Raw genomic sequence first — 15,694 nt, forward strand, 5'->3', positions numbered from 1 at the left:
GAGGGCGTCGTCATTCTGTGTCGACGGGTCCTGCCGCTCTTGGCAGTTTGCGCGTCACCCGTCAACAGCAATCGACACTTCCATGACGAAACAAAATAAATGCTAAAAATAAAACGAGAAAATAACATTCTTGATTTACAGACGCAACTGCTTAATCAATTCCCATTATTTTTTCTTTAAGATTTTTTAATTTATCACGTGTTTCTGCGGCTTCTTCAAACTGCAAGTTTTTCGCGTAATTAAACATTTCGCGTTCCAATTGTTTAATTTTTTTGGCGAGTTCTTCTGGAGACAAAGCCGCATAGTAAGCTTGCTCTTCGGCAACTTTAAGCAGATGTTGTTTATTTGTGGAAACATCGGATCGCGCTCCCTCAAGAATATCATGAACTGCTTTTGCAATCCCTTTCGGCGTAATATGGTGTTTTTTATTAAAGGCGAGCTGCTTAATCCGACGTCTCTCCGTTTCGGCGATAGCTTTTTGCATCGAGCCCGTTATTCTATCGGCATACAGAATAGCTCGACCATCAATATGGCGTGCTGCTCGACCTATCGTTTGGATTAAAGAACGCTCGGAACGTAAAAATCCTTCTTTATCGGCATCTAGAATCGCAACGAGTGCAACTTCTGGCATATCAAGCCCTTCACGAAGTAAATTTATTCCAACCAGTACATCAAATTTGCCTAAACGCAAATCACGAATAATTTCGACTCGCTCCACGGTATCAATATCAGAATGCAGATAACGCACTTTTACGCCATGCTCGGCAAGGTATTCAGTTAAATCTTCAGATAAACGTTTAGTTAAGGTGGTGACTAAGACGCGTTCGTTTTTTGTCACACAACGATTTATTTCAGAAAGTAAATCATCCACTTGTGTGCCTACGGGTCTTACTTCAATTAAAGGATCGACTAAGCCTGTTGGCCTGATGACTTGCTCCACTACTGCACCCGAATGTTCGAGTTCATAAGTACTCGGAGTCGCAGAAACATAAATAGTCTGAAAGACTAAATCAGAAAACTCTTGAAACTGTAAAGGTCTGTTATCCAAAGCAGAAGGTAAGCGAAAACCATACTCCACTAAAGTTTCTTTTCGTGAACGATCACCTTTATACATAGCACCCAGTTGAGGGACTGTAACGTGTGATTCATCAATCACCAACAAAGCGTCTTTTGGTAAATAATCGAGCAACGTAGGTGGCGGCTGACCGGCATCGCGACCGGATAAATAACGCGAATAATTTTCTATTCCATTACAATACCCTAACTCTAAAAGCATTTCGATATCAAATCGAGTACGTTGCTCTAAGCGTTGAAATTCTATTAATTTATTCGCGGTTTGTAGTTGCGCCAACCGGTCTTTTAATTCAATTTTAATCGACTCAACCGCGTTTAAAATTTTATCTCGCGGCGTGACATAATGAGTTTTTGGATAAATAGTTAAACGCGGTACCCGTCTCAGTAGTTCGCCTGTTAGAGGATCAAAATAACTAAGCTGTTCAATACTATCATCCAATAACTCGATACGTACTGCTTCTTCGGCAGACTCTGCAGGATAAACATCAATCACATCACCACGCACCCGGTAAGTGGCGCGACGAAAGTCTGTGTCATTACGATTATATTGCAATTCAGCTAAACGCCTTAAGATAAAACGCTGATCGATTTGATCGCCCCGGCGTACATGTAACATCATATCGATGTAAGTATTAGGATCACCTAGACCATAAATAGCCGATACCGTTGCAACAATAATGACATCTCGTCGCTCTAATAAAGACTTGGTAGCCGATAAACGCATTTGTTCGATATGTTCATTGACCGCCGCATCTTTTTCAATATACGTATCGGTCGTAGGGACATAGGCTTCCGGTTGATAATAATCATAATAAGAAACAAAATATTCTACGGCATTATGAGGAAAAAAATTTCGCATCTCACCATACAACTGAGCGGCTAAAGTTTTATTAGGCGCCAAAATAAGAACCGGTCGTTGAATTTTTTGTATGACATGAGCAATACTAAACGTCTTACCCGAACCTGTTACACCTAACAAAGTTTGGTGCGCTAAGCCTGCCTGCAAACCATGAATCAACTCCTTGATCGCAATGGGCTGATCGCCTGCCGGTTTAAAATTGGAAGTTAATACTAAAGTTTTAGGCATGAAATAATATCAATCTCTTGGTCAATAAGTGCTAGACAAACCATGCTGGGTCTTTAACAACGAGTATCTAATCAAATATAGTGAAAAAAATAGAAATCCGTAAGTTTATCTACATAAAAAGCAGACTTGCTTTATTATTAATCTCTCGCCGATAATAGGCTCTATAATCAGTTTAACTTAACTAGACCTAATCTATGAAAATAAATCTCTCACATCGCGTTTCTCAAATTAAACCATCACCCACTTTAAGCCTGTCTGCAGCAGCCAATCGACTCAAAGCCAGCGGCAAACCCATTATAAATCTGACTGTCGGTGAGCCTGATTTCGATACTCCCGAACACATTAAACAAGCCGCTCGTCTCGCTTTAGATGAAGGGTTTACCAAGTACACCGCGGTCGATGGCATGTTACGTTTAAAACAAGCCGTCGTTGCTAAATTTAAGTTAGAGAACCAACTGGATTATTCATTGGATCAAGTCATTGTTTCGAGTGGTGCGAAACAATCCATTTATAATCTGATGCAATCTTTATTAAATCCCGATGATGAAGTGATTGTCCCAGCCCCCTATTGGGTTTCTTATCCCGATATGGCTTTATTAGCAGAAGCCAAACCGGTTTTTATCCCCACGTCGATTGAATCCAGCTTGAAAATTACGCCACAGCAATTAGAAGCAGCGATTACTGAAAAAACTCGGCTTTTTATTATTAATAGCCCTTCCAACCCGACTGGAATGGTCTATACGCCCGCCGAACTGAATGAACTGGCCAAAATTTTATTACGTCATCCATCCGTCTTTATTCTTACCGATGACATTTATGAGCATATCTATTGGGGGAATGAACCTTTCAAAAATATTATCAACGTATGTCCCGAATTATATGACAGAACCTTGGTCTTAAATGGCTGTTCAAAAGCTTATGCCATGACCGGCTGGCGCATTGGTTATGCGGCTGGGCCTAAAGAAGTCATACGCGCCATGACGAATGTGCAATCACAAAGTACGTCTAATCCTAATTCTATTGCTCAATTCGCAGCAGTGGCTGCTTTAACTGGCCAACAAGACTGTGTCCAACAGATGAATGAGATTTACCATCAACGTCATCATTTTTTTTCAGAAGGACTTAACAAAATCCCCGGTGTACATTGCTTGTCTGGACAAGGCGCTTTTTATAGTTTTCCTTCGTTTCATACGTTTATTGGAACTCTTAAAAAGTTTGTTTCTGATTATGAATTAGCCGATTACTTACTCAATCAAGCGAATGTTGCTACCGTTCCTGGATCCGCTTTTGGTGCACCCGGTTATTTACGACTTTCCTATGCGCTTGATCATGCAAGCCTAGAAAAAGCGTTATCACAACTCAAAACAGCGTTAGCACATTTAATTTAAAGGCTTACTGCTGCCTGACACATTTAAGCAGAATATCGACCTATACCGCGTGTTTCTCTTAAAAAGATAGCTAATACTGCAACAATAACAAATGCAACGGGAATAATAGATAATGCATGTTGAAAACTTTCGATTGAAAATGCCATTAAATTTCCCCTAACGTGTGTACCTGTAGACACATCTAAAATTTTTCCTATTAAGGGCTGGAATAAAGCACCTCCAGACATCACTAACAAGTTAGTCAACGCGATAGCCGTCCCCGCTAAACCTGCAACATTAATTTCTCGAGCAATAGGAAAAATAATAACTTGTGCAGAACTACACAGACCAAAAATAAATAATACAAGCCCCAAACAATGGTGAACCATAAACGGAAAATAAATAAGTAACGTAAATAATGCCGAACCTAATAAAGCACCTATAATAATGGGACGACGTCGATTACCAATTTTTTCTGAAATCCAACCCATTAAGGGACAACCAATAGCCCAACCTAAAAAAATAAAAGACACTTTCGCTGCGGCAGCAGAATTCGATAATCCATAAACCCGAATTAAATAAGGGATACCCCATACTTCTGCAAACGCAGAAAGTGATAAATAAAGTAGGGCCCCTATAACCCCCACTAACCACATTTGTGGATTCCTACATAGTTTAAAAACAGCTTGAAAAAACTCTTTATAATTTAACACTGGGTCAATAGGCTCGTGTGTGGTTTTCACCTTTTTTGTTGCCGGTATGAAATACCATAAACATATAGTTAATACTATCCCTATTGCCGCTGCAATATGGAGTGTGACGGTAGATCCTAAGGCAAATACGAGCTTTGATAAAACGATATCTCCGGTCATTGCCCCGATCATTCCTAAAGAAGTTGCCATCCCTGCAATAAGAGCAAAGCGTGACGGAGGAAACCATATCGCAGCCAGTTTAAGCACACCTACAAAAGCGAATGCTGAACCAAATCCTACTAAAAAACGACCTACTTGTGCGGTAGAAAGATAATGATGGGAAAATAAATAGGTTCCTATGGCACACACTAAACAGGCAAAAGCCAATAACTTCCGGGGGCCGAATCTATCCATCATGATGCCTACGGGTAGTTGCATCGGTGTGTAAGCGTAGTAATAAAAAGCCACTAAATTTCCGAATGCCGCACCACTGATATTGAACATTTTTAGTAAATCTTCCGTCATTACACTAGGCAAGATTCGCAAAAAATATTCATAACAGTAAAAAAGAGCCCCTAAGCCACATACCAACCAGGGAAAAAGGTCAATACGTTTTCTCGGCATAATCATACCCCCAGAGTAATAGAAATAAGCAGTATAGGCACGCGAATTAAAAATTAACGGTAATTGTAATTTTTAAGCAAGCCAAACTAAAATAGGATTAAACTAAGCCGCTTCTTTTGGGACAGACTTATCTGCAGCCTTAAGAGTGTGTTTACCGTATTTTTGTTTAAATTTATCAACACGGCCACTGGTATCAACAATTTTTTGCTTACCTGTGTAAAAGGGGTGGCATTTTGAACATACTTCTATAGTAAGAGCAGGCTCACCTAAAGTAGAACGAGTTTTAAAACTATTACCACAACTGCAAGTAACAGTGACTATGTTATAGGATGGATGGATATCTTGCTGCATAATAATTTTTATATCCCTTGAATAGAATGAGGGCGGCATTATAACAGAACAAATTATAAAACAAAATTTTTGGGGAAAACCATCGCCGAATACATTCTTTTCAATCCTAAAAAGTAAGTAATTTATGTACAAAAATTGATATTAGAATGCCTTATATTGACCTAAGCGGTGTAATCTATAAAATCGAGCCAAAAATACGTTTATAATCAAACAAAATTAATGTGAAGGAGTGTGCTTAATTGAAAATCGTATGGATTAAAAAAAATTGTCTCTTTTTTCTATGTAGCAGTTTCATACTCATTAGCTTGATGACACAAAACAGCCATGCCTCAACCTATGGACTACAAGTAGCTTATGGAACAGGTAAACCTGACCAGTTAAGAGGGTACCGGGTGGCCATGCAACAATTTTGGCCATGGACGGGCTTCTCCCAATCTCCTATGAATTTAACCGGCTACTGGGACCTCAGCTATGCTAATTGGCATACTCATCCCCCTCTTGCGAGTCAACCTCGATCTATTAGTATTGTGGCCCTATCACCCATTATACGCCTACAAAGCCGGGAAAATTGGCTGTTAGCTGCCCAAACTTATCTCGAGCTGGGTGTAGGTGCTAGTTGGCTTTCTAACAATCATTTGGGGCATCGAAATTTGGGCAGTCAATTTGCCTTTCAGGATTTAATGGGTTTGGGTCTACGTTGGCGAAAAAGTGCAACCTCGATATGGACCTTTAGCTATCACTATTTACATTACTCAAATGCCAGCTTATTTCCTCCCAATCAAGGAATTGATGTCAAGCATTTATTTACACTAGGTTATGAGTTTTAAGCACTTATAATATCTCTCGTATTTGAAAATACTTTTCGTCCCCTTTAATGAACTATGCGCACTGAAGACTTATTTTCAAAAGATTTTTTAAAAACTATATTGTAAAATATCGTGAGCATCTTATACTGCACAAACTGTTCTTAAATGCCATCCAATACGCACGCTTTCAAAAAGAGCGAGCGTCAATGAACTAGGGATCTTTTTTAGAGGCTATAATGCAATGGCCAAAAGCAAATCACCACCCCAACATTCAACCATTGAACATCAAGCGCTACGCCTTTTCACAGAAAAGGCTTATCTTGATTATTCCATGTATGTCATTCTTGACCGAGCCTTACCACACATTGGCGATGGTTTAAAGCCTGTACAACGACGCATTATTTATGCCATGTCTGAATTAGGATTAACAGCACTTGCGAAATATAAAAAATCAGCACGAACCGTCGGTGACGTCTTAGGTAAGTTTCACCCACATGGTGATAATGCCTGTTATGAAGCAATGGTATTAATGGCACAGGCTTTTTCTTATCGCTATCCACTTATTGATGGCCAAGGTAATTGGGGATCCCAAGATGATCCCAAATCGTTTGCCGCCATGCGTTACACCGAATCGCGTTTAACACGTTATGCACACGCTTTACTCACCGAATTGTCCGATGGCACGGTCGATTGGTTGCCTAACTTTGATGCAACCCTAGAAGAACCTAAATTATTACCCGCGCGTTTACCCAATATCTTATTAAATGGTGGATCAGGTATTGCAGTGGGTATGGCGACGGATATCCCATCACATAATTTAATCGAGGTAGTCAACGGTTGCATTCGCTTATTAGACGAACCAAACACCACATTAGCAGAACTTTGTGAGTTGGTTATCGGACCTGACTTCCCTTCTGCGGCAGAAATCATTACTCCACGCGCTGAGATTAGTCATATTTACCAACAAGGCCAAGGCGCCATTCGTGCCCGTGCGGTTTATACCGAAGAAAAAAACCAAATTGTCATTACCGATCTCCCTTATCAAGTATCCGGCGCCAAAATCATTGAACAGATTGCTGAGCAAATTCGCGATAAGAAATTACCACTGGTAGAAGATTTACGTGATGAATCGGATCATGAAAATCCAACTAGGCTGGTGATTGTACCCCGATCGAATCGAGTGGATAATGATACCTTGATGACCCATTTATTTGCAACAACAGACTTAGAACGTAGTTATCGTATTAATCTTAATATGATAGGTCTTGATGGGCGACCTAGGGTTAAAAATTTACTCGTCATATTACAAGAATGGTTAGAATATCGACAAGCTACCGTAAGAAAACGTTTAGAGTTTCATTTAAATAAAATTTTACATCGTCTTCATCTTTTAGAGGGTTTTTTAATTGTCTATCTGCATATCGATGCAGTCATAAAAATGATACGGCAATACGATGATCCCAAAATCCAGTTAATCAAGCGCTTTAAATTAAGTGCTACTCAAGCCGACGCCATTTTAGAAATACGTTTACGACAATTAGCCAAACTAGAAGAAATCAAATTGCAAACAGAACAAGAAAACTTAATCGCAGAACGTGACAAAATTCAGAAAATTTTGTCTTCTAAAGCACAATTGAAACGCCTTATTCGATCCGAATTGCAAGAAGATGCGAAACTCTATGGTGACAAACGTAAATCACCGCTCGTTGAACGTAACGCCGCGCAAGCCATGCAAAAAACTGAAATCATTCCCTCCGAACCCATGACGGTTATCTTATCGACTCGGGGTTGGATACGTGCGGCAAAAGGTCATGATTTTGATGTCAGTGGTTTAAATTTTAAAGCGGGCGACTCCTTAAAAGCAACGCTACTTGGCCGCAGTAATCAATCGCTTGCTCTCATTGATTCAACCGGACGTAGTTATTCAACCTCGATACATACGCTTCCTTCCGCACGAAGTTCCGGAGAACCTTTAACAAGTCGCTTTAATCCCCCCACAGGTGCTAATTTTGAAGGTATGATTACCGGAAATCCTGAACAGTCTGTGTTAGTCAGCGCTGATGCCGGCTATGGTTTTATTACCCAATTATCTGAATTGTATTCTAAAAATCGTAATGGAAAAGCATTATTAAAATTATCTCCTCATGCTCAGGTTCTACCCTTATTAAGCGTAGATCAGATTGATTCTAACTATATTGCATTAGCTACCAATACAGGTTACTTATTAATTATTTCTGCACAAGAGTTACCGATATTGGCGCGTGGGAAAGGCAATAAAATGATGCAAATTTCTCCTAAAAAACTCGAACAACGTGAAGAATTTATAAATAAAATAGTTATCTTACCTTCAAAAAACAGTAAGTTAAGGCTAGTTTCTGGAAAAAAACAGTTTATTTTGAAAGGCTCAGATTTGGCCAATTATATTGGAAAAAGAGGACAGCGCGGCCATAAATTACCACGCGGTTTACAAAAATTAGATACCTTAACAATCGACTTAACCTGAATAGTGATGAATTTTAATAATGAATAAAAATATAAATTATTGTTTGTTTTTCTTACTCGCCGCTTTTTGGAGCGGTTCATTTGTTGCGATTAAAGCGGTGGTATTACAGGTTCCTCCTTTCTTTGGCGCCATGCTGCGCGTAGGTTTAGCGTTAATATTCTTAAGTCTTATTTTTTGTTTTTTAAAAAAAAGCGTCACTGTCCCTTTTAATTTACGCTGGCGCATTTGGATCATGGGGCTTTTTTCTCAAGGACTTCCTTTCTTCTTCTTGTTTTATGGTGAACAACATATTTCACCTGGTTTAGCAGGTATTTTAAATGGAACCGTACCCATTTGGACATTAATATTTAGTTTAACTTCTCCCAAAACCAGAAATTTTTCATTCTTAAAGTGCATAGGTTTATTCACCGGTTTATTAGGTATCTGTATTATTTTTTGGCCCTTACTGGATTTTAATACCGCACATTCTGCCTTATTAGGTACCGCCTCTGTATTACTCATGGCCATCAGTTATTCAGTCGGTAATTTACTTAATCAACATATGTTATCAGGTCAAACTAAATTAGATTTTTATGCCAACCTCTATCATCAGCATTGGGCCAGTCTTATCTTTCTAATGCTGGTATCACTGTTATTCGAACACTGGCCGAGCAGTAGTTTATTATTGCATACACCTATTATCTGGGTGGCAAGCATCTACATGGGTTTATTCTCCACTGCAATAGCTTGGATTATCTATTATCATTTAATTCGCGAATGGGATGCAGTACGTGCAAGTGCAGTGATGTATATCGTTCCTATCATGGCTATACTTTGGGATTTTGTTTTTTTTCACAATCGCCCGCAATGGTCAGAAGGCTTAGGCATAATAGCCATTTTATTTGGTGTGGTATTAATTCAATGGCCTAAAAATTTACCTAAGTCACTTATCTATTTTATAAAAAATAAATAGTAATTTAGTTAGACCATTTAAGCTGGATACAACTAAAAGGCAAAATAGCCGCAGAAAATAAAACTTTAGCTCATGCTTTAAGTCTTAAGTAACTAAGGTTATATTGCCTCATAGTGGCTTGCTCTATTTAACTTAAATAAAAAAATTGCTCGCAAACTAAAATGTTTTGGCTGTTACGTTAGACTCAAATGTATTTATAGAATCAATAATTCGATCCTCCCGTTCGCGACGTTCACTATCAATAACATTAGTATTTGATTTTTTTCTTGGTTTTTTATTAAATAATGTACTTGCTAAAAGTAATGTCCCATTGGCATTGCTATTATTCACTCCCCTATTATCCGCTAGGTGTGTTTCAGACATTGAACTCAGGTTGAATCCCCGAGCTTCAGCCTGCGCAGCGAGAGGATTGGTTCTAAAAAATCCCGTTGCATTCACCAAAGGCGCAAGCGACTCATTTAATTCACTCATAGCAAAAAGATCACTTTTTAATGCGGAGACTTGCTCTCTAGAAGAAGTATCATGAGTTTTATGGCGTTGCCTTTTCTCCTGATCTGGATTTAATAACTCTCCATTTTGTTTTAAGAGATAATTACCTAGTTCTGCAGGATTATCTTGATGAACCCGATGAAGGCGAAAATTATCTTTATTATTTACAGATTTTATCTTGGTAACTTGCTTCAAATAGTGAACGAGATTATTATCTCCAATTTCTATTGCAATATCTATAGGTGTAGACTCATCATTATTTTTAACTTCGGTACTTGCGCCTTGCGTAAGCAAAGATCTAACAAGCTTAATATTCTCAGTTTCCACTGCCATATGTAAAGGAGTACTTCCATCAACATTTTTAGCTTCTATATTAGCACCTTGCGTAAGCAAATATTTAACCAGCCTAATATTCTCAGTTTCCACTGCCATATGTAGAGGCGTATTTCCATCACTATTTTTAGCTTCTAAATCTGCCTTATTATCAAGAAGGTATTTTATAAGCTTTTTGCGATTATTTGAAACGGCTAAATGTAGTAGCGTATTATTTTCATTATCTTTTACCGATAAATCTATTTTTTTCTCATTAACAAGATACTTAACTATTTTTGTATTACCGTTCTTAATCGCTAAAGATAAAACGGTATCACCCTCATTATTTTTAGCTTCTACATTGGCACCTTTAGAAATAAGAAACGCTATTATCTGGAAATGACCATTTTTAGCCGCTGAAAGTAAGGGAGAGTTCCCTTGGATATCCCTGCTTTCCAAATCAAGCCCCTGAGAAAGAAAATATTTAACTAATTTGAAGTGACCATTCCAGGCAGCCGCGTGTAACAATGTCTGATCATAGTTATCTTTAGTGTTTAAATCAGAACCTTGCTCAACTAAATATTCTACACTATTTAATTGGCCTTCCCAGGTAGCATAATGTAGCGGTGTACTTCCATATTTATTTTTGTTTTCCATCAAACTAGAATTTTTAGTGACTAAATTTCGAACTGCGTTTAAATCGCCTAAAGCCGCAGCAACATGTAATCGAGTATTGCCAAAATTATCCGATTCAAACAATTCAGATTCATAAGGTTTCAAGTTGATGGGTGATTGAGAAGTTTTAGATATATTATATTTTTCCATTTAATTTACTCCTATACTTATTATTTAATATTCTTATGAATATTTTTCAATTTAATAAGAAAGTTTATTTTTACATAAAACCACTCGATCATTCAACTTTTCTTTACTACTTCATGTCCATTTTAGTCAATTATTTTTATTATTTTATAAATAAAAATTTAGTTACGTTATTTTAATTTTTAATCATTTTAAAAAAGAAATTTTACCCCCTTACAATCGATCACTCTCTCAATATAAGAGATTATTTTAGGTGAATTGTATTTTATTTCAGAATAGAATCAGTCTATTTGCTCGCTAAAATCTGACGTAAATGATTCGCAAATGTTTGACTTTCTTCTTGTCCAACTATTCGAGAATCTGTTAATTCTTGCCCATTCGGTGCAAAAAATAAAAAAGTAGGGGGGGCAATCACATGAAACTGACGTTCTAAGGCTCTATCTTGGTGATCGTTCGCAGTGACATCTGCTCTTAACAAGACAAAATGTGACATTAAGGATTTAACTTGTGGTGCAGTAAAGACGACCCGTTCCATTTCCTTACATGATAAACACCAATCCGCATAAAAATCGACTAGCACGAATTTATGCTGTTGTTTTGCTTGTATTAAGGCGTGTCTTAAACCAGAAATACCTTTAATTGTTTGAAAATTATTGGTTTCAGCGCTTACGACTTGATTAGGATGAAGTAGGCGAAAGGGTCGGGAATTGCTGGGAATGATTCGTGCAAGCAGCCACGCCGCCATAACCAACATCAGTATACCTAAAACAATTTTAATTCCATTCATCCAAGGCCCTGATTTAGGCAACCATTTACCTGCCGAAGTTCCAATAACTAATAAAGGCACCCCTGAACCCAAACCCAAAACAAATAAAGCAAGTCCACCCAGTATGGCATTACCGGTATTGCCAATATAGGTTAATACGCCAACTAAAGGTGCGGTGACACACGGAGAAATAACTAACGTGGACAAACAACCCATCAAAGCTACGCCAATATAATTACCTCCTCGTTGACGATTCGTGATATGAATCAGCTTTTCATGCCAACTGGCAGGCAGGCGTAACTCATAGAAACCAAATAAAGAAAAAGCGAGCGCAATAAACAACGTACAAACAATAATAATAACCCATGGACTTTGTAAAAATGCTTGTAAATAACTACCTGCTAAACCAGCAAAAACACCCGCTACCGCATAAGTAAGTGCCATAGCCAGAACGTAAGTTATTGACAAACTAAACGCTTTAGCCGTCGTCAATTGCTTTTGACCTAAAATGATAGCGGATAACACTGGAATCAACGGCAAAACACAAGGAGTCAGCGATAATAATAAACCAAACCCAAAGAAACTAATCAGTGTCCAAAAAATATTATGACTGGCTAATAAGCTTAAAATTTTACTTTGTTCGCTGGCCATTTTTTTAATTCCTTGACCTTGATTTTTTGTCAAAGAATTCTGGCTTAAGTCTGTGCTATTTTGATTAGTTTCGGTAATAGGCATTCCAGCAGAAGTTAAGCTTATGTGTTTAACTATAGGCGGATAACAAAAACCCGCTATGGCACAACCTTGATAGTGGATTGCCAAATCAAGATTTTTATCGGGGAAAGGATTAATAAATTTTAATAACGTAACCACATGCCCTTGGTAAACTTCATATTTCCCAATAAATTGATTATGCTTAACGATCCCCTTAGGAAAAAACACTGACCTTATATGTATAGGCGCACTGTCAAAATGTATTTTACTCTTATAAAGATAATAACCAGGCTTGATAGTCCAACGTGCCGCCAACGTTTTATTATTTAAACGCTGCACTGAAACTTGAAAAACCTGATCAACGGGTAAAGGCTGCTGCATGGCATAAGCATTTAATATTCCTACACCCAAACTCAAACTAAATAATAAAACTTTTAAAAACTTAATAAAATTAAACAAAATAGTTCTTCCTATAAGTTAATTATGAGTATCAAGTACTAATATTAAATAGATCTTTTTTCCAAGCAATTTTTCTAAGAGGTATCGTCATTTAACACGGCGAGGGGGCATAAAGGCGTGGTTTTTCTGTGTTTCGTTACTCACCTACTCAAGTATACTGCGTTACGATAGTTGAAAAATCTATGCTTTGTGTCTCATCCTCACGTGTGACGATGCAGCGGAAAATCTCACAAAAAAAAAACAATATTTCGTAAAATATTTAAGAAAAATTAGGCCTTAATCTTACTTAGAGACTAAGAAATTCAAAAAATCCGCCAAAAGACGCTTGTCGCAACCTCTTAGCTACTATATTATGGAAACTCCTCTGACCTAGTCAAGTCTCAAAGGATAATGTATATGCAAAATGCACTCGATCAACTTCCTGTTCTACCTATGGTGGCTAGCGCTGGCGCACCTCAACAGCCGCTAAAAACTTATGTCGAACAGGCTTTAGAAAATTACTTTTCACAATTAGATGGAAACTCACCTTCTAATCTTTATGGTCTTGTTTTAGCCGAGGTTGAATCCCCTATGTTAGAAGTGGTATTACGCCAAACTCGCGGAAACCAAACCAAAGCAGCTAAAATGTTAGGTATCAGTCGTGGTACTTTACGAAAAAAACTCAAACAATGTGACCTTTGCTAGATCAAAAGACCAGTAAATAAACCTCTCGTGCAATTATAAAAAAAAATAACAACAAGAAAAAAAATGTCTTCAATAACAAGAAAAATCTATTTTAACTGGATATTTTGGTTTTTCGTTGGAAATGCCTTGTTATTTTGGGGAATTGGCTTGCATTATCTTGCCAGTATTATTCCCTTTCGTTTATCTGTTTCGTCACTCGCTAATCAACTGTTGGCGTGTTTGTTTTTATTCAGTGCATTTTTCGGTCAACTTGGTTTATTTGCTTGTATTGCTGCGATTATCCCCATCTTACTTGCCATTCTTTGTCCTAGAAAAAAACTCATATTTTCTGTTTCAGTTATCCTAGGCTTCCTGTTTGCTTATTTACTTAGCATTGATACATTTGTATTTGGCCAATTCCACTTCCATTTGAATGGTGTTATTTGGAAATTACTAACGGGCGGTGAAGCTAATGAGATATTTGATATTTCCTGGCTAGAATGGCTATTGATAGGATTATTAACCAGCTTATTATTTGCTTTCGAAATAGGTTTAGCCCTATTCATATGGAAAAAATTGCGGCATAAAACCTATACCTTACACTTTCCTGTTGCAATGCTAGCTTGTCTTTTATTTTCCTATTATATGCTTGCACTATTAATCAAAAACTCCACTGCACTTGCACTCAACCAGCAAGCTTACACCCTACCTCTTTATTATGAAGTCTTAGCCAAATTATTACCCGGCAAACAAGCACTGCCTGAATTAGAAAGTCTTTATCGTTCAGATTTTGTCGAAATTAATCATGCTAATCAAAAACTTGACTACCCACTTCATCCGCTCATTTATAAGCCCGTTAAAAAACCAATTAATATTGTCTTTATTCTGATCGATAGTTGGCGTTTCGATATGTTGAATGCTGTCAATACGCCGAATATTTATCGTTTTGCTCAGCAAGGTTGGCAATTTCAACAACATTTCAGTGGCGGAAATGGAACTCAACCCGGTCTATTTTCTTTATTTTATAGTTTACCTGCTACCTATTGGACAGCCACGATTAATCAACATAAAAGCCCTTTGTTTATGGATAAACTACTCGCAGAAAATTACTCTATAGGTATTTTTGCAAGCGCCGAGCTGATCGCACCGCCCTTTAACCAAAATGTATTTGTCGATGTAAAAAATCTAAACACTTCAACTATAGGGCATACCCCTTACGATAGAGATAAGCAAATTACTAAAGAGTTTAAGCAGTTTATTACGCAAACCCCATCACCTTTTTTTAGCTTTTTATTTTATGATGCAGCACATAGTTTCTGTATTGGTAATAGCCCAGTGTCTATTTTTCAACCGAGCATCCCAGTCTGTGATCGTCTCATTTACACGAATCATACCAATCCAAACCCTACGTATAATCGTTACAAAAATGCCTTATACTACATAGACCAACTGGTAGGACAAGATCTGGCTTTACTTAAAAAACGCCATTTATTAGAGAATACACTTGTCCTTATTACGGCAGATCATGGTAATGAGTTTAATGATAATCATCTCGGCTATTGGGGACATGCCAGTAATTTTACTCATTTTCAAACTCAAGTCCCATTGATCATTCATTGGCCAGGACAAAAACCAATGCGGGTAAAGCATATGACGAGCCATTACGATGTGATACCCACTTTACTAAATCGAATCTTTGGCTTGCAAAACCCTTTAACAGATTACAGTGTAGGCCAATCTTTGTTTAATAAGACCCCTCCTCCTTTTTTATTAATTCATAGTTATACCAATTTAGGGCTGGTAACTAATAAAAAAATTATCACTCTCTTCCCTTCAGGTTATTTTCAAATCCAAAATCTACAAGCTAAGATGCTGCCCAATGAATCATTACCCGTGAAAAATATCTTAGCCGTTTTAGCTTTAACTCAGCGTTATTATGTTAAAGATAAAAATTAAGCCTTTTCTATTTTTTATCACTTGACAGACTCTGTGTGGCTTTAGCACAATAGACGGCCT

General features: G+C 37.7%; 11 protein-coding genes. 6 read left to right on the forward strand and 5 right to left on the reverse strand.

Going from position 1 to position 15,694, the window contains the following annotated elements; translation table 11 throughout:
- Positions 1–151: 151 nt before the first annotated feature.
- Complete coding sequence (uvrB, locus tag A1D18_RS03790; protein ID WP_071662481.1) at positions 152–2,161, reverse strand: excinuclease ABC subunit UvrB; 2,010 nt, start codon at positions 2,159–2,161, stop codon at positions 152–154.
- Positions 2,162–2,355: 194 nt separating this feature from the next.
- Here uvrB and A1D18_RS03795 point away from each other — a divergent pair, with 194 nt between their 5' ends.
- Positions 2,356–3,549 carry a pyridoxal phosphate-dependent aminotransferase gene (locus A1D18_RS03795; protein WP_071662482.1) on the forward strand — a complete coding sequence of 398 codons (1,194 nt, stop codon included), beginning with the start codon at positions 2,356–2,358 and terminating at the stop codon, positions 3,547–3,549.
- A 23-nt stretch (positions 3,550–3,572) separates the two neighbouring features.
- On the opposite strand, the gene A1D18_RS03800 is transcribed toward A1D18_RS03795, so the two are convergent.
- Both A1D18_RS03800 and rpmE read right to left on the reverse strand, forming a co-directional pair.
- Complete coding sequence (locus A1D18_RS03800; RefSeq protein WP_084028719.1) at positions 3,573–4,844, reverse strand: MFS transporter; 1,272 nt, start codon at positions 4,842–4,844, stop codon at positions 3,573–3,575.
- A gap of 102 nt (positions 4,845–4,946) precedes the next feature.
- Positions 4,947–5,195 (reverse strand): 50S ribosomal protein L31, encoded by a 249-nt coding sequence (gene rpmE / locus A1D18_RS03805; protein ID WP_071662484.1) that lies wholly within the window; start codon positions 5,193–5,195, stop codon positions 4,947–4,949.
- A 308-nt stretch (positions 5,196–5,503) separates the two neighbouring features.
- Here rpmE and A1D18_RS03810 point away from each other — a divergent pair, with 308 nt between their 5' ends.
- The 3 genes from A1D18_RS03810 (at position 5,504) to A1D18_RS03820 (ending at position 9,456) form a co-directional block, all read left to right on the forward strand.
- Positions 5,504–6,022, forward strand: coding sequence for an acyloxyacyl hydrolase (locus tag A1D18_RS03810; protein ID WP_071662485.1), 519 nt, complete (start codon positions 5,504–5,506; stop codon positions 6,020–6,022).
- A 220-nt stretch (positions 6,023–6,242) separates the two neighbouring features.
- Positions 6,243–8,504, forward strand: coding sequence for a DNA topoisomerase IV subunit A (parC, locus tag A1D18_RS03815; RefSeq protein ID WP_071662486.1), 2,262 nt, complete (start codon positions 6,243–6,245; stop codon positions 8,502–8,504).
- Positions 8,505–8,523: 19 nt separating this feature from the next.
- A complete protein-coding gene (locus A1D18_RS03820) occupies positions 8,524–9,456 on the forward strand; it encodes a DMT family transporter (protein ID WP_071662487.1) in 933 nt (310 codons plus the stop codon).
- A 156-nt stretch (positions 9,457–9,612) separates the two neighbouring features.
- Here the strand turns inward: A1D18_RS03820 and A1D18_RS03825 are convergent, their stop codons facing one another.
- Both A1D18_RS03825 and dsbD read right to left on the reverse strand, forming a co-directional pair.
- Positions 9,613–11,082: an ankyrin repeat domain-containing protein gene (locus tag A1D18_RS03825; RefSeq protein WP_071662488.1), complete on the reverse strand. Its 1,470-nt coding sequence runs from the start codon at positions 11,080–11,082 to the stop codon at positions 9,613–9,615.
- A 283-nt stretch (positions 11,083–11,365) separates the two neighbouring features.
- Positions 11,366–13,015, reverse strand: a complete 1,650-nt coding sequence (gene dsbD, locus A1D18_RS03830) for a protein-disulfide reductase DsbD (protein ID WP_084028720.1) — start codon at positions 13,013–13,015, stop codon at positions 11,366–11,368.
- A gap of 396 nt (positions 13,016–13,411) precedes the next feature.
- Here dsbD and fis point away from each other — a divergent pair, with 396 nt between their 5' ends.
- Together fis and A1D18_RS03840 are read left to right on the forward strand one after the other, a co-directional pair.
- Complete coding sequence (fis, locus tag A1D18_RS03835) at positions 13,412–13,699, forward strand: DNA-binding transcriptional regulator Fis (RefSeq protein WP_084028721.1); 288 nt, start codon at positions 13,412–13,414, stop codon at positions 13,697–13,699.
- A 63-nt stretch (positions 13,700–13,762) separates the two neighbouring features.
- Positions 13,763–15,634 carry a DUF3413 domain-containing protein gene (locus tag A1D18_RS03840; RefSeq protein ID WP_071662490.1) on the forward strand — a complete coding sequence of 624 codons (1,872 nt, stop codon included), beginning with the start codon at positions 13,763–13,765 and terminating at the stop codon, positions 15,632–15,634.
- Positions 15,635–15,694: the final 60 nt, after the last annotated feature.

This window comes from Candidatus Rickettsiella isopodorum (genome assembly GCF_001881495.1).
Lineage (GTDB): Bacteria > Pseudomonadota > Gammaproteobacteria > Diplorickettsiales > Diplorickettsiaceae > Aquirickettsiella > Aquirickettsiella isopodorum.

Excerpts from the sequence above, each read along its gene's own strand:
- fis (WP_084028721.1), top strand. The coding sequence starts at position 13,412 with ATGCAAAATGCACTCGATCAACTTCCTGTTCTACCTATGGTGGCTAGC.
- A1D18_RS03820 (WP_071662487.1), top strand. The coding sequence starts at position 8,524 with ATGAATAAAAATATAAATTATTGTTTGTTTTTCTTACTCGCCGCTTTT.
- A1D18_RS03825 (WP_071662488.1), bottom strand. The coding sequence starts at position 11,082 with ATGGAAAAATATAATATATCTAAAACTTCTCAATCACCCATCAACTTG.
- A1D18_RS03795 (WP_071662482.1), top strand. The coding sequence starts at position 2,356 with ATGAAAATAAATCTCTCACATCGCGTTTCTCAAATTAAACCATCACCC.
- A1D18_RS03840 (WP_071662490.1), top strand. The coding sequence starts at position 13,763 with ATGTCTTCAATAACAAGAAAAATCTATTTTAACTGGATATTTTGGTTT.
- rpmE (WP_071662484.1), bottom strand. The coding sequence starts at position 5,195 with ATGCAGCAAGATATCCATCCATCCTATAACATAGTCACTGTTACTTGC.
- A1D18_RS03810 (WP_071662485.1), top strand. The coding sequence starts at position 5,504 with ATGACACAAAACAGCCATGCCTCAACCTATGGACTACAAGTAGCTTAT.
- uvrB (WP_071662481.1), bottom strand. The coding sequence starts at position 2,161 with ATGCCTAAAACTTTAGTATTAACTTCCAATTTTAAACCGGCAGGCGAT.
- A1D18_RS03800 (WP_084028719.1), bottom strand. The coding sequence starts at position 4,844 with ATGCCGAGAAAACGTATTGACCTTTTTCCCTGGTTGGTATGTGGCTTA.
- parC (WP_071662486.1), top strand. The coding sequence starts at position 6,243 with ATGGCCAAAAGCAAATCACCACCCCAACATTCAACCATTGAACATCAA.